Source organism: Pontibacter beigongshangensis, assembly GCF_014332515.1.
In the GTDB taxonomy this organism is placed as follows: Bacteria; Bacteroidota; Bacteroidia; order Cytophagales; family Hymenobacteraceae; genus Pontibacter; species Pontibacter beigongshangensis.
Genome location: NZ_VFSD01000008.1, coordinates 23,202 through 42,921 on the forward strand (window position 1 = coordinate 23,202; position 19,720 = coordinate 42,921).

15 protein-coding genes are annotated in these 19,720 nt (G+C 50.1%); 8 read left to right on the top strand and 7 right to left on the bottom strand.

The features are described from left to right. Positions 1–2: 2 nt before the first annotated feature. The 4 genes from FJM74_RS08345 to FJM74_RS08360 all read right to left on the bottom strand — a co-directional run bounded on the left by FJM74_RS08345 (position 3) and on the right by FJM74_RS08360 (position 6,631). Complete coding sequence (locus tag FJM74_RS08345) at positions 3–935, bottom strand: PorP/SprF family type IX secretion system membrane protein (RefSeq protein WP_187262143.1); 933 nt, start codon at positions 933–935, stop codon at positions 3–5. A 36-nt stretch (positions 936–971) separates the two neighbouring features. Then, positions 972–3,755: an ice-binding family protein gene (locus tag FJM74_RS08350; RefSeq protein WP_187262144.1), complete on the bottom strand. Its 2,784-nt coding sequence runs from the start codon at positions 3,753–3,755 to the stop codon at positions 972–974. A 697-nt stretch (positions 3,756–4,452) separates the two neighbouring features. Continuing rightward, complete coding sequence (lipA, locus tag FJM74_RS08355; protein ID WP_241739008.1) at positions 4,453–5,364, bottom strand: lipoyl synthase; 912 nt, start codon at positions 5,362–5,364, stop codon at positions 4,453–4,455. Positions 5,365–5,902: 538 nt separating this feature from the next. Then, positions 5,903–6,631 (bottom strand): hypothetical protein, encoded by a 729-nt coding sequence (locus tag FJM74_RS08360; RefSeq protein ID WP_317175545.1) that lies wholly within the window; start codon positions 6,629–6,631, stop codon positions 5,903–5,905. A gap of 67 nt (positions 6,632–6,698) precedes the next feature. On the opposite strand from FJM74_RS08360, the gene FJM74_RS08365 reads away from it, so the two are divergent. Continuing rightward, positions 6,699–7,106: an OsmC family protein gene (locus tag FJM74_RS08365; protein WP_187262145.1), complete on the top strand. Its 408-nt coding sequence runs from the start codon at positions 6,699–6,701 to the stop codon at positions 7,104–7,106. Positions 7,107–7,140: 34 nt separating this feature from the next. On the opposite strand, the gene ytxJ is transcribed toward FJM74_RS08365, so the two are convergent. From ytxJ to FJM74_RS08380, 3 genes are all read right to left on the bottom strand, one after another. After that, positions 7,141–7,482, bottom strand: coding sequence for a bacillithiol system redox-active protein YtxJ (gene ytxJ / locus FJM74_RS08370; RefSeq protein WP_187262146.1), 342 nt, complete (start codon positions 7,480–7,482; stop codon positions 7,141–7,143). Between the two features lie 14 nt (positions 7,483–7,496). Continuing rightward, a complete protein-coding gene (locus tag FJM74_RS08375; RefSeq protein ID WP_187262147.1) occupies positions 7,497–7,850 on the bottom strand; it encodes a hypothetical protein in 354 nt (117 codons plus the stop codon). Positions 7,851–8,124: 274 nt separating this feature from the next. Beyond that, entirely contained in the window at positions 8,125–10,104 is a 1,980-nt protein-coding gene (locus FJM74_RS08380; RefSeq protein ID WP_187262148.1) for an alpha-ketoacid dehydrogenase subunit alpha/beta, read from the bottom strand. Between the two features lie 261 nt (positions 10,105–10,365). Between FJM74_RS08380 and FJM74_RS08385 the strand changes: the two genes are divergently transcribed. The 7 genes from FJM74_RS08385 to FJM74_RS08415 all read left to right on the top strand — a co-directional run bounded on the left by FJM74_RS08385 (position 10,366) and on the right by FJM74_RS08415 (position 19,648). Then, on the top strand, positions 10,366–11,628 hold the full coding sequence (locus FJM74_RS08385; protein ID WP_187262149.1) for a M16 family metallopeptidase: 1,263 nt from the start codon (positions 10,366–10,368) through the stop codon (positions 11,626–11,628). Positions 11,629–12,252: 624 nt separating this feature from the next. Continuing rightward, complete coding sequence (locus FJM74_RS08390; protein WP_187262150.1) at positions 12,253–12,702, top strand: MarR family winged helix-turn-helix transcriptional regulator; 450 nt, start codon at positions 12,253–12,255, stop codon at positions 12,700–12,702. 52 nt (positions 12,703–12,754) lie between these two features. After that, positions 12,755–13,573, top strand: coding sequence for an aldo/keto reductase (locus FJM74_RS08395; protein ID WP_187262151.1), 819 nt, complete (start codon positions 12,755–12,757; stop codon positions 13,571–13,573). A gap of 260 nt (positions 13,574–13,833) precedes the next feature. Continuing rightward, on the top strand, positions 13,834–14,319 hold the full coding sequence (ispF, locus tag FJM74_RS08400; protein ID WP_187262152.1) for a 2-C-methyl-D-erythritol 2,4-cyclodiphosphate synthase: 486 nt from the start codon (positions 13,834–13,836) through the stop codon (positions 14,317–14,319). Positions 14,320–14,373: 54 nt separating this feature from the next. Further along, positions 14,374–16,047: a M28 family peptidase gene (locus tag FJM74_RS08405; protein WP_187262153.1), complete on the top strand. Its 1,674-nt coding sequence runs from the start codon at positions 14,374–14,376 to the stop codon at positions 16,045–16,047. Between the two features lie 1,053 nt (positions 16,048–17,100). Beyond that, on the top strand, positions 17,101–18,474 hold the full coding sequence (locus FJM74_RS08410) for a LutB/LldF family L-lactate oxidation iron-sulfur protein (RefSeq protein ID WP_187262154.1): 1,374 nt from the start codon (positions 17,101–17,103) through the stop codon (positions 18,472–18,474). A gap of 715 nt (positions 18,475–19,189) precedes the next feature. Continuing rightward, a complete protein-coding gene (locus FJM74_RS08415) occupies positions 19,190–19,648 on the top strand; it encodes an Lrp/AsnC ligand binding domain-containing protein (RefSeq protein ID WP_187262155.1) in 459 nt (152 codons plus the stop codon). Positions 19,649–19,720: the final 72 nt, after the last annotated feature.

Genomic DNA, 19,720 nt, shown 5'->3' on the forward strand with positions numbered 1-19,720 from the left:
AATTAAAAGTATTGAGGGGTGAGCATAGGAGCATCTTTTTTCCCGAACAGGTAATACCCTACCGAGATCTCGTGCGTGCTAACTCCTCTGAAATCATTCAGCATTACATCATAAGCATACCCCAGCCTGAATGATCTGTTTACATGAAGTTCTCCGATCAGCGCCACAGCTGTTCTGTTGCGGGCATCTGTTGCAGGGTTGTCGTTGAAGAGGTTCATGCTGGTGCGGTAGGAGCTGCCCAGCCACAAAATCTCTTTAATCAGCAGAAAAGCATTCAGGTCCACGTTGGCGGGCGCGTTAAAGTCTTCTTTCACGAGTACGCTTGGCTTAAACTTCAGGGAGCTGCTCAGGTCGAATACGTAGCCGGAGGTGAAGAAATAGTGCCTGTGGGTGGTCAGGGCCATGTTATCGCTAAACTGCAGCAGGTTAGAGGCCGACACTCCGGCGTAGAAACGGCTCGTGTTAAAATACATCCCCAGTTTCACGTCTGGTTGCAGGGCTGTCTGGTTTCCTGTCGGAATCGACGGATCATCCATAATCCCTAATTCGTTGCCGTTCATAGAACGCTGTATGAAGCCCGGTGCCACCCCTAAACTTAGGGTAGCCCCCTCACTTAGTGGCACCCTGGCCGCCACATTGGCATAAGCCGAGAGGTTTGTGAGTGCCCCAATCTTATCTCGGGAAATATCCAGGCCCACACCAAGTCTATTTTTGGCCACCAGCCCATCTACGAGCAGGCTGCTGGTAGTGGGTGCTCCCTCCACCGATGCCCATTGAGAGCGGTGAAAAGCATTGAAGTTAAGCACCTGCTTGCTCCCGGTATAAGCCGGGTTAATGGCCATGCTGTTAAAAATGTATTGCGAGTACTGTGGGTTTTGCTGGGCACTTGCCACAAACGTCAGCAGAAGGGCCAGCAGCGTATAAAGTAATTTCATATTCTGATTCGTATTATATTATTATCACCTCTGAGCCTATCGGAAGATCATGACATAGCCCGTATATTCCCGGCTGGTATTATCGCACTGCTGCACGCTTACTCTGTAGAAGTATGTTCCCGCTTCCAGGCCATTGCCATTCCAGTCGTTCTGGTAATTGGTTTTGCGGTAAACCTCCGATCCCCATCGGTTAAACAGCGTTACCTGGTTTGCGTATTTGGTGATATTGGAGACAGCCCAGTTATCGTTAATGCCATCGCCATTCGGGCTAAAGGCTTTCGGAAACTCCAGTGCTCCATCAGCACGGGCCAGGTCTATGGCAGTTCTAACTAGAGGGGCATCGCAAACGCCGTTGCTGGTTACCAGCGTTACATCCCCAAAGGCATTCGGCGAATCGGCCCGCACCCGGATAGAGGCAGTTCCCTGGCCAGAAAGAATAGTAAAGCCATTCGGTACGCTCCAAGTATAAGAAGTAGTTCCGGCAACCGGGCTGACGCTATAGCTAAGGCCATTACAGATGTCGCTGTTGTCGGCAATGTTCGCTGCGGTCACTGGCGGCACAGCCGTAACATTTTGCGTAGCTTCTCCTGCGCCGCAGGCGTTAGCCACAACCACCGAAACGGCGCCATTGGCTGTTCCTGTTGTTACGGTAATGCTGTTTGTTCCCTGGCCAGCGGTAATAACCCAGCCGGCAGGAACAGACCAATTGTAGCTAGAAGCTCTTGCTACAGCACCTATGGAGTACTGCAGGCCGGTAGTTCCCGCACAGCTCGAGGCTGGCCCTGCTACGGTTCCTACTGCACCCAATGATTCTGATGCCGTAACATTTAAGGTAGTAAAGGTGCTCTCGCCGCAGCCGTTAATTGCTCTTACCGAGACAACACCGGCACCGCTGCCTGCTGTAGCGGTAACAGAAGTGCCCGTATTATCACCGTTAATTGCCCAGTCTGTGCCGGTCACGCTCCACTCGTAGCTCGCGGCATTGCTAACCGGGCTGATGCTGTAAGTAAGCTGCTCTCCGATACAGGCGCCGCCACCTGCCGAAATAGCTCCGGGTGCGGCAGGTGCGCCGGCCGAAACAACTACGGTAACAGGCGTGGCAGAAATTTCTCCGCAGGAGTTGGTAGCGGTGAGCGTAAGCGAGCCGGTAGTTGCGGCATCAAAGCGTACACGAATCTGTTGACGGCCGTTTACTGTTTCCTGGCCTAACACCGTCCAGTTGCCCGAATAGTCCCAGGCATATTCCGCACCAGCAAGGGCAGGCACAGCATAAGTTGCCTCGCTCCCCGCACAGATGGCGGCAGGTCCCTCGATGGCACCTACAGCGGCAAGCGGTGTTGTAATGGCAATGGTGGTAGTGGCAGGAGGGCTCGTGAGCAAACAGCTGTTGCTGGCCATCACTGTTAAGGTGCCGCCGGTGCTGCCTGCTCTAACAGTAACGGTACTGCCAGTGCTGTTCACTAATTGTAACCCGCCGGTAACAGCCCAGGCGTAGGTTAAGTCTGCACTGGCGCCCGTTATGGTATAGGTGGCTTCGCCATTAGCGCATATGGCTGCTGGCCCGCTAACAGTTGGGGCAGTTGGAACAGCGCTTAACAGCCCGATGGTTTGTGTGGCAGTGTAGGTGTCGCCGCACTGGTCTGTTACGCGCACGGTTAAGGTTCCTCCTGTTAAACCGGCACCAGGCCCTACTACTACTTTATTGCCGGTCTGTGACAAAATTGATAGCCCACCTGTTACTTCATAGGCATAAGTACCGCCTACTACCTCCGTTACTGTATAGTTTAAGGAAGTAACCCCCGGGCAGAAAGAGGCATCCCCCGTGATGGTCAGGTCCGGATTTGTACATATCACGACAATAGGATCTTCATCTTCGTCATCTTCCGGGTCAGGATCCGGCGTGTCGGAAATAACCACCACATTGTTGACCAGGTTACCGGCTGCCAGAATCTTGAAGGTAATGGTGAGCGTGGCCGATGTCTCTGCTTCTATGTCTCCCACAAGCCATACATTTGTTTGCGGGTCGTATGTTCCTTTAGATGGCGTAGCGTTTACAAATTCAAGGGTACTGGGAAACTGTTCGCTTACACGCACATTGGTAGCAGTACCGGAGCCTTCGCCGCTGTTACGTGCCGTAATAACATAGGTAACTGTACCGCCAACGGTGTAGCGGCCCTCTGCGGGCTGTGCCACTTTGGTTACGCCAAGGTTAGCAAAAACAATAGTGGTGAGGTAGATGTTGTTATTGTTCAGGTTTACGCTACTGTTTAAGGATATGGCGCTGCCGATGAGGCTGGCCCCGGAACGGAGCGTAACACTTTCCTGCGCCACAATGCTGCCCATCAGTAATGTAGATACCCCGATATCGGCTTTACCTTTTACAACCCACAGGATGTTCTTTGCCTGTGTTCCGTTCTGCGGGAGCACGCCGGCGCTGGTAGTTCCTGGCGAGGCCGGAGAAGTGGACGCAAAGTCGCCGTCTATGATAAAGATGAACTGAGAGTCAAAACTCAGCTGCCCATCCAGGATCAGGATATCCGTCAGGGTTGCGTTTCCGGGTATGTAGTAAACCCCGGGCGTTAAAATCTGCTTTTTGCCAATTACATTGCCCAACTGCCTGGTAACCGGCCTTGCAGAAAGCTCCTCGTAAGCCTGCTGTGCAACAGCCTGTGCATTTGCTGCTGTATTAGACCCAAGCTCCCTAACACCAGAAACAACCAGCCCATTTCCCGGATCAACTATCCGGTTACCGGGATGAATGCCCAGGTTGCCACCCACACTGGTAGTGCCGGTATTGGTAACTTCTGTAGCTGCCAACACAGAATAATTACCTGCATTTCCTAAAATAGACTCTGTTTGGGCGTAACCTACTTGTAGGACTAGTGACAGGGAAGTACATAAAAGAGTAAAAAATTTAAGCATATAAATTATCTAAATTAAAATCAACAGAGTTCTATATATTTATATTAATATATTGCACCGGTTCCATTTACTTAAAAAATCATGAGTAAGTTTTAAATAAATGAAATATTATATAACAAGGTGCATAAAAGCACTTTAATAACCATAAAACAATATTTTTCGCCTTAAAAAAGCTTCACATTATAGCACTCACTCTTTGGAAACATTTTACAAACATAATTGTATTATATTTCAAAAATATAAAAAAGATTAAATATTTATTTCATATTGTTTTGCTGCAACAGCCTGTTTCCCTGATGAATAAGTGCCATTTATTGAACATTTAGCGGACAGGTGGCCTTGAGTGCTTTTATAAACCTTACCTATGTTACCTGCATATCGGCAGGACATTACCAACAGAAAGCATCTGAAAGAAAGGTGTTTACACTTTAACTATTTAACAGGTGTTAGCGCCACATAAAAAGGGCTACCCTATTTTTCCGGGGTAGCCCTTTTTGGACAACTATATTTTGAACACATGCAGATATTTATCAAAAAAAATCTGCACGCATTAGTTATTTAACGTTGGCATAACAACCACTGGGGCCAAGAAGCCTCACACATTAACGTGGCGTTCGGCGTGGTAAGAAGAGCGAACCAGAGGGCCTGACTCCACATACTTAATACCACGGCTCAGACCTTCTTCGCGGTAATGCGCAAAGAGGTCGGGGTGAATAAACTCTGCTACTTCCAGGTGCATTTTAGTGGGCTGCAGGTACTGGCCCAGCGTGAGAATGTCGCAGCCGTTGGCAGCCAGGTCGTCCATGGCCTGGTATACCTGGTCTTTTGTTTCGCCCAGCCCCAGCATAATGCCTGTTTTGGTGCGTTTGCCATATTCTTTGGTGCGGCGTGTCTGTTCCAGGCTGCGCTCGTACTTGGCCTGTGGCCTAACGCGGCGGTACAGCTCTTTCACCGTTTCCATGTTGTGCGACACTACTTCCTGGCCCGGCGAGATCATCGTGATCAGGGCGTCCCAGTTCGCTTTTACATCCGGAATCAGGGTTTCGATGGTCGTGGTTGGCGATAGCTCCTTTACCATGCGTACCGTTTCGTGCCAGATGGCAGCGCCACGGTCTTTCAGTTCGTCGCGGTTTACGGAGGTGATAACGGCATGCTTTACGCCCATTAGCTGAATGGCCTCTGCTACTCGCCTCGGCTCATCTGTATCGTACTCATTCGGGCGGCCGGTGGCCACCGCGCAGAAGGAGCAGCTGCGGGTGCACACATTGCCCAGAATCATAAAGGTAGCCGTACCTGCTCCCCAGCACTCGCCCATGTTGGGGCAATTGCCGCTTTCGCAGATGGTGTGCAGCTTATATTCGTCTACTATGCTTCTTACTTTTGCGTATTCCTTCCCAACCGGCAGCTTTACACGCAGCCAGTTAGGCTTGCGTGGTTTCCCTAAAGCGTTCAGCCCCTCTGCCGCTGCATCAGGCTGTATAACCGGAAGCGTCAATAGTTCATCCATAGTACAAAGATAGGAAGTTCTGCGTTAACACATTAGCCATTTCCCCAGATTTAATACCGGGATGCAGGAAAATAAATCTGAAACAGGAAAGGCACAGGACCTGCAGTGGCGGCGGCAGCAAAACCAAAGGCTCCGGAGGGGCGTTTTGATTGGAATAATTGGTTTAATGTGCTAATGGTTTAATGTGCTGATGTGCTATTTTTTTGATTTGAAGATTTGAAAATGAGTTGCGTATTTCCTTGTAGGCAGGATCAAGTTTTCATTCTTAAAATGGTCTTGTGTCTTATGTCCTGCGTCCTTTATCTCTGTAAAGAGTAGCTCCGGAGGGGCAGTTTCATTCGGATAATTTAAAATCAGGGGTAATCAACCAAATCCTTAAAATCAAGGTTCAGACAAGCAGCAGGAGCAGCAAAACCCTCGGGAGGGCCGATTTTATTGAAATAATCTGGTGAGAAAAGTACTTGGGCCGGTATAGAAACCAGCAGCAGATCTCAGGCATAACAAAGTCCTGGTCTAAATCAATTGCTCAACCAAAACTTTACTTCCGCGTGCCGTAATAGATGTTGAGGTAAACAGAGGGGAAAGTATTGAGATTCTGTGCGTCAGGAATGATGACAGGTCTTTTAAAATAATGCTCCACCAGGAAACCGACTTCAATGCCTGTCACGTTCTCGCGGTAGCGGCCGTACTCGAAGCTAAGACCGGCCTTAAAATGCAGACCGGTGGTCAGGCTGGTTTCGCCGAGCCCTGTAAACACATTGGAACTGCCATAAATACTGTTTCTGTCGCCGTGTATGACGGGGTTGTACTGCTCGGTACGCACATCCTCAACACCGCCCTGGCTGTAATTATACCGGATATAGTAAGGCACCTGCAAACCCAGGGAGGGGCCAATGGCACCAACGGCATTTACCTGCACCCCCGACTCTGCCGCTTTTCTGAAAAGGGTATACTCTACCCCATACTGCGGCCTTACTACATACAGGTAGTTCTGCTTGCCATAAATAAAAAAATCGCCGGTGTTTATGCTGTACCAGCGGGTCTCTTTCGGGTGCTTTACTTCCACCATCTCTACGGCCCAGAACCGGTATAGCCGCTCACGCTTAAAGTGAGAGGAGCGTATAAATACGCCGCCTATCAGGCCACCGTTTGAGTTGAAGTTAATACCATAACTCAACTCGTTGCTGAAGTCGTCGTCTGTTTGCGCCACTGCCTGAGACGTTAGCCCCAGGGCAACAGCTAAAATAATGATGAGGCATCTTACCACCTTCTTCTATTTATATTTATCTAAAACTATCTAAATTTACGATCTTATCAAACTTATAGTTAGCACCATGGCAACCATCCAAAGCATTTATAAAGGCAGCCTTCGCACCGCTGCGCAGCACCTGGCCTCCGGCACCACTGTTATAACCGATGCTCCGGTAGATAACAACGGAAAAGGAGAGGCTTTTTCTCCTACAGATCTGGTTTGTGCCGCACTTGGCAGCTGCATGATGACCATTATGGGCATTCTGTCAGACCGCACCGGCATCGATATAGAGGGCATGGAGATAGATATCACCAAAATAATGGCCGCCGAGCCACGTCGGATTGGAGAGGTGGTAGTTCACTTCAGAATGCCTGCCGTAAATTACTCCGACAAAGAGAAGGCCATGCTCGAAAACGCAGCCCGCACCTGTCCGGTAGCCCTGAGCCTGCACCCTGACCTGAAACAATCCATTCAGTTTCAGTACCAGTAAGAGAACAACCGGCGTAGAAGCTGTTTTAGTATTTCTACGCCGTTACTTTTTTCTTTAAGGCATCCAGGTTAATGCCCAGGTGCGAGGCATTGTAGGTGCAAACCCCATCCTGCACCAGCAGCAACTGCGGCGACTCATGCCTTACCTGCAAAACCTCCGCTATCTCGTTAGACACGGGCCGGTACCGCAACAAATCGAGGTAGTAGGGCTTCACGTGCTCCACACCAGCTTTTTCCCATTGGCGCTCCAGCCTGCTTTTGGCGGTGGCGCTTATGGAGCAGGTGGTACTATGCTTAAAAATGACCACTGGTGCGCTTTTCGACTCTTCTATTACATTTTCTAACTGCTCTGCACTTGTAAGTGGATGCCAATTCATAATATTTTCTTTTTTTAATTAAAAATCCTTTCAACGAGGGTAGGATGCTCGCTGTTATTGAGGTGCCTGCGTTTCACGGCCTCCCCTCTCTTATTGAACCGGAGTTTACGCTTTTCAGTTCGAATAATTTTCTGGCGACCAGTCTTGTCTTTGTTTCTGGCGGGACCGCGCACATCGAGGTGGGTATCCAGATAAATGGTTTCCATCCGCTTTTTTTGTTGCTCCGCCATTTTCTCATCCTCCTTCTGAAAAGCAGATGTCCCATAGCTGATCTGTGCTGTTGCCAGAGCCGGCACCAGCAGGATCAGGAGCAAACTTAGCAGCAGCTTTGTTACAGATACAAATAATTCAGACCTTCTGGTTCTCATATGCCAACCCTCCTATTGAGTATTGCTGAAATTTAAGGCGCAGGCTTTAAACTATAAAACTTTTAAGAACTTTTTTTTCTTTACCAAGCCATTTTTATCTGTCTGCACTTTAACGCCCTCTATACTCTTACCCCCTCCGCCAACAGTAGCACTCGATTTACCTGGTTTCGGGCACTTCAGGCCCTTTCGCTGGCAGGCGGGGCTGGTAGCCAGCGTTAGCAGGAGGACTATCAGCAGCAAAAATTTTGGCTTAAACATATGCTTCTATTTTCATTTAAAAATTCAGTACGGCCTCCACTTTCTGGCGAAGCCGCTGCTTTGGCAGAAACTCCTGCTCCAGCGGCGGAGAGAATGGCACAGCCGTGTCGAGGCTGGCTACGCGGGTAACGGGGCCGTCGAGCAGTTCAAAGCAGTTTTCGGCAATCCAGGCGGCTATTTCGCCTCCTATCCCCCCGGTAAGCGTGTCTTCATGCAGTATGAGTACGCGGCCTGTCTTGGCCACGGTCTCCCGCACGGCTTCTTTGTCCCAGGGCAGCAGCGAACGCAGGTCCAGTATGTCGAAACTGGCATCAGTCATTTCCTGCTGCAGCTGCCTGGCCCAGTGTACTCCCATGCCATACGTAATTATCGAAAGATCGTCGCCGGAAGCCACTAAATTTGCCTTGCCTATTTCAATGGTATAGTAATCGTCCGGAATCTCCTGCGACACGGCCCGGTACAGCAGCTTGTGCTCGAAATACATGACCGGGTTCGGGTCTTCTATGGCCGCATTGAGCAAACCTTTGGCATCGTAAGGCGACGAAGGGTACACCACTTTCAAGCCAGGCGTATGCACAAACCATGCCTCGTTGCTCTGCGAGTGAAACGGCCCTGCGGCTGCTCCTGCCCCTGTTGGCATCCGCACCACCACATCGGCGTGCTGCCCCCAGCGGTAATGGCTCTTGGCCAGGTTATTGATTATCTGGCTGAAACCGCTGCTCACAAAATCGGCAAACTGCATCTCCACCATACTCTTTTTGCCGCGCACCGACATGCCCAGGCCAACGCCCAGTATAGCCGACTCGCAAAGTGGAGTGTTGCGCACACGGTCTTTGCCAAAGGTTTCCACAAAGCCTTCGGTTACTTTAAACACGCCACCATATTCGGCAATGTCCTGTCCCATGAGCACAAGTTCCGGGTGGCGCTCCATGCTTTGGCGCAGGGCATCCGAGATGGCGTCTACAAAGCGCTTCTCGGTTCGGGCATCGGATGTCGGGGCTACCACCTGCTGCTCAAAGGGCTTGTACATGTCGGTCAGCTCTTCCTGCTGGTCTGCTTCAGGCAGTGGCGTGGCGCCGGCAGTTTCCAGGGCCTGCTCAATTTCCTGCTTTATCTCTTCCCGTATGCTGTCCAAGGTCTTCTGCGTCAGCACCAGCTCCTCGAGCAGGTATTGTTCAAAGGTTACCACCGGGTCTTTTTTCACCCATTTCTCAAACAGCTCCTGCGGCACGTATTTGGTACCCGAGGCCTCTTCATGCCCGCGCATCCTGAAGGTAACGGCTTCTATCAGGATAGGCCGCGGGCTCTTCCGGATGCTGTCGGCCGCCTGCCGCACCGTGTCGAACACCTCTACCACGTTGTTGCCGTCTATCTGCAGGGCATCTATGCCGTAGGCCGGGCCTTTGTCGGTAAAATGTCGGAATTTAAATTGTTCGCTATTGGGCGTGGAGAGGCCATAGCCGTTGTTCTCGATCATGAAAATAACAGGCAAGCCCCATACCGCCGCCACATTCAGCGCCTCATGGAAATCTCCCTCCGAAGCACCACCGTCGCCGCTGAACACCAGCGTTACCCGCTCTTTCTGCTCCAGCAGGTCGGCCAGCGCTATGCCATCGGCCAAGGCCAGCTGCGGCCCCAGGTGCGAGATCATGCCCACAATATGGTGTTCGTTGGAGCCGAAATGGAAAGAGCGGTCCCTGCCCTTGGTAAAGCCCGTTTTCTTGCCCTGAAACTGCGCAAACAGCCTGTCCAGCGGCACCTGACGACTGGTAAAAACGCCCAGGTTGCGGTGCAGCGGCAGTATATACTCGTCTGGTTCCAGTGCCAGCGTGGCCCCTACCGATATCGCCTCCTGGCCAATGCCCGAAAACCACTTGCTCACCTTGCCCTGCCGCAGCAGTACTAGCATTCGCTCCTCGATCATCCGGGGCTTAAGTATAGCCTTGTAGAGGGCCAGCAACTCGTCGTCGGTATATTCTTTACGATTGAAATTCATCTGCAAAAACCAAAACTTCGTTATATTCTGGCAAGTTAATCTATTAGCCTAAACCCTGAAAATATGGCGCGTTTTTTTAATTTTGCTCTTAATAGATGTTAGATAGTAGATACCAGACGTTAGACTTTAAGTAAAGAAAGTAAGTGCTGCCTGGACATAGCTGTTTTTCCTTAACTCTTTTGAAGCCAAAGAAAAAGATTACTGGATCCTTAAAGTCTGTTGTCTATCATCTAAAATCTAGCATCTAATATTTAAAGAAACATGATAGAATATAAAGAATTTACACTTGATAATGGCCTGCAGGTAATTGTGCACGAAGATCATAGTACGCCGATGGCCGTGCTCAACGTGCTCTACAACGTAGGCTCCCGCGACGAAGACGAGCAGCATACCGGCTTTGCGCACCTGTTTGAGCACCTGATGTTCAGCGGCTCCAAAAATATTCCGGTATATGACGAGCCACTGCAGCGGGTTGGGGGCGAGAACAACGCCTTCACCAGCCCCGATATTACCAACTACTACCTCTCGCTGCCGGCCCAGAACATAGAAACCGGTTTCTGGCTGGAGTCGGACCGCATGCTGGAGCTGGCCTTCAGCGAAAATGGGCTTGAGGTGCAGCGTAAGGTGGTGGTAGAGGAGTTTAAGCAAAATTACCTCAACCAGCCCTACGGCGACGTGTGGCTGAAGCTGCGCCCGCTCGCTTACCAGCAGCACCCGTACAAGTGGGCGACCATCGGCAAGGAAATATCGCACATCGAGAATGCCACCATGGACATTGTGAAGGCTTTTTTCAAAAAACACTATTCTCCGGCCAACGCCATTCTGGTAGTGGCAGGCAACGTTACCTTTGAGCGGGCCAAGGAGCTGACCGAGAAATGGTTTGGCCCTATTCCGTCGGGCACCAAATACGAGCGGAACCTGCCCGTGGAGCCAGAGCAAACCGAACCGCGCGTGCTGGAGACATCGGCCGATGTACCGCTCAATGCCATTTACAAAGCCTACCACATGCCTGCCCGCACCCACCAAGACTACTACGCCGCCGACCTGGTAAGCGATATCCTGGGCCGGGGCAAATCGTCACGGCTGTACAACGAGCTGGTGAAAGAGCAGAAACTGTTCAACTCCATTACCGCATCTGTGTCAGGGTCTGTAGAGCAGGGCCTGCTCATTATCCAGGGCAAGCTAAACGAGGGCGTGGACCTGCAGGAGGCAAATGCCGCCATAGAGGCCATTAACCAGCAACTCATGGACAATCTCATTGATGAGAAAGAGCTAAATAAAGTAAAAAACCAGGCCGAGACCAGCATTGTGTATTCGGAAATTGAACTGCTGAACCGCGCCATGAACCTGGCCTACAGCAAACTCCTCGGCGACGCTAACCTGATTAACCAGGAAGGGGAGAAAGTGCAGGCCGTAAGGCCGGCAGATATTCAGCGCCTTGCCAAACAGGTGCTGGACCCGAACAACTGCTCTACCCTTTATTATAAGGCCGAGAAGAAAGCCGAACAGGCGGAAGCCGTATAAGTAAACGCTGATTATTATTTTAACGAAGGCAGCTGCAGGTGAATCTGTAGCTGCTTTTTTTGTCTGAACCTTGATGGAAAGGATTTTCCTGATTAACCTGATTGCAGATTATTCGAATGGAAATGGCCTTCCGGAGGTATTTGCTGCTGCTCTTGTTAGATGCTAAACTTGTTGTCTGAATCAGGATTCACAGGATGAGAGGATGAAAAGGATTGCTCATTAATCTAATCGCTGATTATTCTAATAGAAATGGCCTTCCAGATGACCGTATGTCTGCTAATGGTGCTTCTGTTATTGTCTGAATCTTTAAATAGGCCCCCTACCCAGGAATTTACAGAATTAAAGAATGTTCAGATTGTTTCGACCTTTTGGTTTCTGAACCTTACTGATTCTGTACTTCCTATTCGTTAGAACCACTCTAAAATCTTCAAATTTTCAAATTGAATAATTAGCACATCAGCACATGAACCCGATTATTCTAATGAAAAAGGCCTTCCAGCTGCACTGCCCCACTAAACCATGCGGCTTGTCAACCCCCGGCGTCCTAACTTCCCTAAACTTTTCACGCCAAACATTTGTACATACAAACAACAAAACTACATTTGCACTTCATACCATTTACATATGCGGATAGAAGACGAACTCCATCAGAACGATTTTCAGGATGATTACCGCCGTCTGCTCGCCAACCTGCTTTTCACAAACAACTGGGTGAACCAGCAGGTAATGCCCTTCTTTAAGGAACTGGACCTGACCCTGCAACAACACAACGTCCTGACGATTCTGCGTGGCCGGCACCCGGAGCCCGTATGTTTTGGCGAGATTCAGGAGCGCATGGCCGACCGCAACTCCAACGTGACCCGTCTGGTAGATAAGCTCATTGAGAAAGGCCATGTAACCAGAATTATCTGCCCCGACAACCGGCGCATGATCGAAGTACGTATTACCGGAACAGGACTGGAGAAGCTACGGCAAGTAGACGAAAGCTTTCCTCTGCTGCTGGAACGATTTCATACCCTGAGCCAGCAGGAAGCAGTGCAGGCAAGCCAGCTGCTGGATAAATTGAGAGGATAAACCCCAGCCATAGCCGCGCCTGAAAATAACAGATGAACTATACACACTCACTATGAAGCACATTCATGTACAAGGCACCGCGATCCCGGCGCTTGGCTTTGGCACCTTATATTTAGACGAAAAAACAGCTCTCCGCATGGTAGGAGCCGCCATAGCCGAAGGCTACCGCCACATAGACACCGCGCAGATTTACCTGAACGAATCGCCGGTGGGCAGTGCCATAAAAGCATCGGGCGTACCGCGCGACAATATTTTCCTGACCACCAAAGTGTGGTTCGATAAGCTCACAAAAAAAGACTTTCTGCCGTCGGTGGAGGAGAGCCTTCGCAAACTCAAAACTGATTACGTGGACCTGCTCCTGATCCATTGGCCCAACCCTGAAATTCCGCTGGAGGAGAGTGTGGAGCAATTGCAACTGGCCCGCGACAAAGGCTATACCAAACACATCGGCGTCAGCAATTTCCCGGTAAAGCTGGTGGAGCAGACCCTGGCCCTGGGTGCCGACATCATCACCAACCAGGTAGAATACCACCCGCTCATCGACCAGACGAAGCTCCATAGCTACCTGCGCGAGAAAAATGTCACTCTCACCGCCTACAGCCCGATTGCACAGGGCGAGATCATCGGCAACCAACAGCTGAAAGAGATCGGCGAAAAGTACGGCAAGAATGAAATCCAGGTGGCGCTCCGCTGGATGATGCAGCAGCCGGACGTACTGGCCTTGCCGCGCACCTCCAATGAAGCCAACCTGAAATCGAACTTCCAGATTTTCGACTTCGAGCTGACTACAGACGACATGGCACAGGTCGACAAACTAAAGGAACAGAACCGACGCGTGGTAACCCCAGACTTCGCCCCTGAATGGGATTAGGGCTTCGACAAATTAAAAATCAGAAATTTAAAATTAGAAATGTTGGTTGTTACCTCAGCCTGGCAGCTTAGCCACAATTATCACCTGCTTAAAATTTAGGTCAACCTGAACAAAGATCAAAACAGGCCTTTCTGCCATTTATAATTTCTAATTTTGAATTTCTGATTTTGAATTTAAAAGGCAACCTCATCACATTTTAGGCTAAATTTACCCTCTCCCACCCAAAGTAGGTGGGCATACAATAACCTATTATACCATTCATGAAACTGAAGATAAGAACGGGCTTTGGCTACGATGTGCACCAGCTGCACGAAGGACTCGACTTCTGGCTAGGCGGCATTAAGATACCGCACACCCATGGCGCCCTCGGCCACTCCGACGCCGACGTGCTGGTACACGTAATTTGCGACGCCCTGCTCGGTGCCGCCAACATGCGCGACATCGGCTTCCATTTTTCCGACAAAGACCCGCAATACAAAGGCATCGACAGCAAAATTCTGCTCAGGGAGGTGGTGCAACTGCTTGCCCGCGAAGGCTACGAAATCGGCAACATCGACTCTACGGTGTGCCTACAAGAACCCAAAGTAAACCCGCACATTCCGGCCATGAAAACCTGCCTGGCCGAAGTGATGAACATTCCGGAAGACGACATCTCGATAAAGGCGACCACCACCGAGCACCTGGGTTTTGTGGGCAAAAAAGAAGGCGTAGCCGCCTTTGCCACTGTGCTCATTTCTAAACTGTGAAACTAACTGCAACAGCACCCCTTACACTACAACTACAAACACCTGCATCTCAACATGAAGCATAACCTGATTTACGTATATGCACTCGTCGCTGCCTTGTCGGCTGGCTGTGCCTCCACCACCTCCAGCACCTCACCAGGCGCCACTACCACAGCCCCAGTTACCGATGCCGACAGGCTTCGCGAAAAAGCTGCAGATTATGCATCTACCGTTACGTCTGCCGACCTCTCAAAGCACCTGCACATTCTGGCTTCTGATGCGTACGAAGGCCGCGACACCGGTTCCAAAGGCCAGAAAATGGCGGCCGAGTACATTGCCCGCGAATTTCAGGAAGATGGCCTGGCTGGTCCGGTAAAAGAAGGCAGCAACCCTTACTACCAGCAGTTTGAACTGGAGCAGACGCGATGGGGCGAAGGCTACATTGCTGTTAACGACCAGAAATTTCTGATGGGCCAGGATTTCTTTGTGCTGGGTAGCTCCCCGTACCAGACGGAGCAAACAGTAGACGTGGTATTTGCCGGCTACGGCATAGACGATGCTAAGTACTCCGACTACGCCAACCTTGATGTGACCGGCAAAATGGTGGTGGTACTGGCCGGAGAGCCCAGAGGCAGCAACGGCAACATGCTCCTGAGCGGCACCAGCAAATCATCCGACTGGGGCAACGACTACCGTACCAAGCGCAATGCCGCCGCCAGGCGCGGCGCCAAAAGCGTGCTGATTGTAACAGGCGCCAGCAACGATGAGTTTACCAGCCTCACCAGCCGCTACCGCCATGCCAACGGCAGACCCTCGCTTGGCCTGAGGAGCACAGCAGAGGCAGGTGCACAGGCAAGTGCCGCCACCCTGTTTATCTCGCCGCAGGTGGGCGCAGCCCTGCTGGGAACAACACCCGATAAAATGATGGACTACGCCAAAGCCGTTGCAAAGGCGGGCAAACCAACCCCATCCACTTTCACTGCCACCAAAAATGTGAAGGTGAAAACAGAACGAATCAACGCGCCAATTCCGACCGAAAACGTGCTGGGCTTTATTGAAGGGACAGACAAGAAAGAGGAAGTTATTGTAGTAACGGCTCACTACGACCATGTGGGCAAAGATACAACCCTGACAGGCGACCAGATCTTTAACGGCGCCAACGACGACGGCTCCGGCACGGTAGCGGTAATAGAACTGGCCGAAGCCTTTGCGCTGGCAAAGAAGGATGGTTTTGGTCCGCGCCGCAGCATCCTGTTTATGGCCGTAACAGCCGAAGAAAAAGGCCTGCTCGGCTCAGAATACTACTCCGACAACCCGGTTTTCCCGCTGGCCAACACAGTGGCCAACATCAACATAGACATGATCGGCCGCATGGACTATACTTATGAGAAAACGAACGACAGCAACTACATCTATGTAATCGGGGCCGACAAACTTTCGTCGGAGCTGCACCAGATAAACGAGGAGGTGAACCGACAGCACGTAAACCTGAAGCTCGACTACACTTACAACGACGAGAACGACCCCAACCGCTTCTACTACCGCTCCGACCACTATAACTTCGCCAAGCACGGTATCCCAATCATATTCTACTTCAACGGCGTGCACGACGATTACCACAAGGTAACAGACTCAGTTGATAAAATGATTTTTGAAAGTGCCGAGAAAGTAGCCCGCCTGGCTTTTCATGTTACCTGGGAGCTGGCCAACCGCGAAAATCGCATTGTGGTAGACTCCAACAAGAAATAGTTTTAAGTCTGGAGGCTTCCGGCTATTTGCAAACAAAAACCACGCTGCCGGCCAGCGTGGTTTTTGTTTTTATCAGGAGCAGTAGTAGCATTAATGTGCTATTTTTTTAATGTGCTGATGTGCTAATTTTTAAATTTGAAGATTTGGAAATGGTTCGGCCAACAGGAAGTACAGCATCCGTAAGATTCAGAGAACAATAAATAAAAAATCCTGTTCATCCATATATCCTGAAAATCCTTGGGGTAGGGGCCCTATAGAAAGATTCAGACAAAAGCAGCAGCAGCGCCTCCGGAGGGGCATTTTCATTCTAATAATTTGAAATCAGGTTAATCAGGAAAATCCTTTCCATCAAGGTTCAGACAAATTATCCATCCCCCTACAAAGCTAATAAGCCGGGATGATTTACCATCCCGGCTTATAAAGCACCCAAAACTAATCTAACTAAACTAAACTCTTTACTCAACAACCTTCTTGAGCTAAAGATGGACAAAAAAAATTGCACTAACAAACATTCATTAAAAATAATCCAAAAAAATATATAGCTCCGGCAGCTTTCTTTCAGGCTCTCTTCAAATGCGCCTTTGCCAGTAGGCGAACAACAGGGTTAAGCAACAGCAGCCAGAAACAGCTCCTGAGGGCCTTTTTCATTTAAATAATTGCTCCCGAACCTCGTAGAACCGCCTTGCTGCCGCAACCACGCACATTTTCTTTTAATTCTCAGCTTTAGAAGCACTTGCACCACGGAGCTTGCAATTCTTAAAATGGCAAAGTTGCCCAGCTTTATTTTAAAAACTTGCCGCCGTTCTGCTTCATGGCTCATGGAGCAAAGCCGGGTGTTGCTGCCCCCGGACTTTGAACTGTTACGAGCGGCTTCCTGGTCTTCAGAGCCTGTTATGGTGGTTGCTAACAGGCTGATTGGCAGCTGAAACTATTTATATGTACGGCGAAGGGTATAGCGAAGAAGTATTCTTTCGTTATCTTTAAAATTATTTTCGCTTTGTCGAGAGTTCCTGATAAAGTTACTACCTGGGAAAAAGTGTAGGAGAAGTTTGTATGAGTAAATTAAAGCAGTTTCTGCTGGATGCGGAGACAAAATCTTTTGATCTGAACCACCGGGCAACCATCCGGTTTAACATAGGCAAATACAACGCTGCTGTGCAGCGCGGCCTCACCCAGTACACCGACCACGAACTGGCCAGGGAGCGGGCGTCGTTTATAAAGACCACCGTTATCAACAACCTCGACAAGTACCTGATGGAGTTTGAGTCTAACTTCACGGCTCGTGGCGGAAAGGTGATCTGGGCCCGCGACACAAGCGAGGCCCTGCGCGAGATCGGCAACATTATGAAGCGCAAGCGGGCCCGATCGGTGGTGAAATCGAAGTCCATGATAACCGAGGAGATCCACATGAACGATTTCCTGGAGAAGAATGGCATTGAGGTAGTGGAGACCGACTTGGGCGAGTATATTGTGCAGCTGGCTGAGCAGCGGCCGTATCATATTGTAACGCCTGCCATGCACATGTCTAAGAAGGATATTGCCGACCTGTTTGTGCGCAAGCTGAAGATTGCCCCCACCGAAGATGCCCAGGAACTGGTGCTCACGGCCCGCAAGCTGCTCCGCGAAAAGTATACTGCGGCAGAGGTGGGCATTACGGGCGGCAACTTCCTGCTGGCTGATGTGGGCGGTGTGGCCATTACCGAAAACGAGGGCAACGGCAGGCTCTCCACCACCTTCCCTAAAACGCACATCGCCATTGTGGGCATCGAAAAAATGTTGCCTTCTATCATGGACCTGGACCTGTTCTGGCCCCTGCTCAGCACCAGCGGCACCGGCCAGAACGTAACGGTATACAACACGGTGCTTACCGGCCCGCGCCAACCCCAGGAAACCGACGGCCCCGACGAAATGTACGTGATCCTGCTCGACAATGGCCGCACCGAACTGCTGGCCCTGCCCGAGAAGCGCGAAGCCCTGAACTGTATTCGTTGCGGCGCCTGCCTGAACGTGTGCCCGGTATACAAAAACATTGGCGGCCACACCTACGAAAGCACCTACAGCGGCCCGATCGGCTCGGTGATAACGCCGCACCTCAACGGCATGGCCGAAAACAAGCACCTGAGCTTTGCCAGCTCTCTCTGCGGCGCCTGCACCTCGGTGTGCCCCGTTAAAATAAACATCCACAACCTGCTCCTCCTCAACCGCAAGCAAAGCGTGGAAATGGGCATGGCCGACAAGCAGGAGCAAACTGCCTTTAAGTTCTGGACTAAAGCCATGAAAAACCGGAAGCTGCTGAACCTGGCCCCTGCCGGCATCAAAAATTTCGTACTGAAATATGTGCTGAAAGATACCTGGAGCAAACGTCGCGAGCCGCTGCATGTAGCGCCAAAGTCGTTTAACCAGCTCTGGAAAGAACGAGAGAAATAGCTTGAAAGCGCCTGCTGCAGCACCCTGTCAGCAGGCGCTTTTGTTTTTGCACCCTACCGGCTTCGGGAGTTTGGCAACCTCGGATAAATTATTCCAATAAAAAGCCCCCTCCGGAGCTGCTGCTGCTTACACCTTCTTCAGGCAATGTCTTTCCGCACTCATTTCTGACTTCTCACCTGACGTTATACAGCAGGTATTACCAGTTACTACCAACTACCTTCCATAGCATTCGTATCTACTCACTGCATTTCGGACAACTGATGGGATGGATCTTTCCCACAAGATCTCGCCAAGATGACAGAGAATTAAAGATTTTGAGGGAGGGAGTTTAGGCGAATAAGTATAATTTGTTCTCTTTAAAGTATGGTCGTTTCATTCCAAGAAATTTGACACTCTGCCACGAAGGAATTAGTTGAATAAACAGCAGTTATCAAAGAAAGCTCCCTTTTCATAATGGAGGATGTCAATTCCACCCTTCAGGCTTGTTACAGCAGGCTGCGCTCCGGCAGCTTGCCAGGTTTTGTGAATTAGTGCAGAAAAGCAGCAAAACGACTTTTGAGAAATTTTATCAATTTTGTAACAGAAGCCCTGTTTTAGCTTCAAAAATTTGTATACTTTTACCAAAATATCAAATTTTATTTTTATTATTAAAATTTCACCATACTTTTTGCCTGAATTTTATCAAAAGCAGAGCATAAAAAAGCTTTAGATCAATATGAATTACGAAATTGATAATTTGGACCGCCAGATTTTACGGCTGCTCATGCAGGATGTAACCCGTGCCTACACCGATATCGCGAAGGAACTTAACGTATCCGGCGGCACCATTCACGTACGGATGAAAAAGCTGACTGAAATGGGTGTTGTAACCGGATCTCAGCTGCTCATAAACCCGTCGGCTATCGGTTTTGATATCTGCGCGTTTATCGGGGTGTACCTTGAGAAAGGCTCAGCCTACAAAGAGGCCCAGGAACTGATGCGGCAAATCCCCGAAATTGTTGAGTTGCACTACACCACCGGCTCCTACAGCATGTTTGTAAAGCTGATATGCCGCGACACTAAACACCTTCGCGAAGTACTGAACGAGAAAATGCAGGCCATACCAGGCGTATCCCGTACCGAAACGCTGATATCGCTGGAAGAAAGCATCTCCCGGCAAATCAGCATTGTGTAAATTAACGCCTGAATCATAAAGCATCAGCTCCTCCTGCCATATAGCAAGAGGAGCTGATGCTTTGTATGGGTA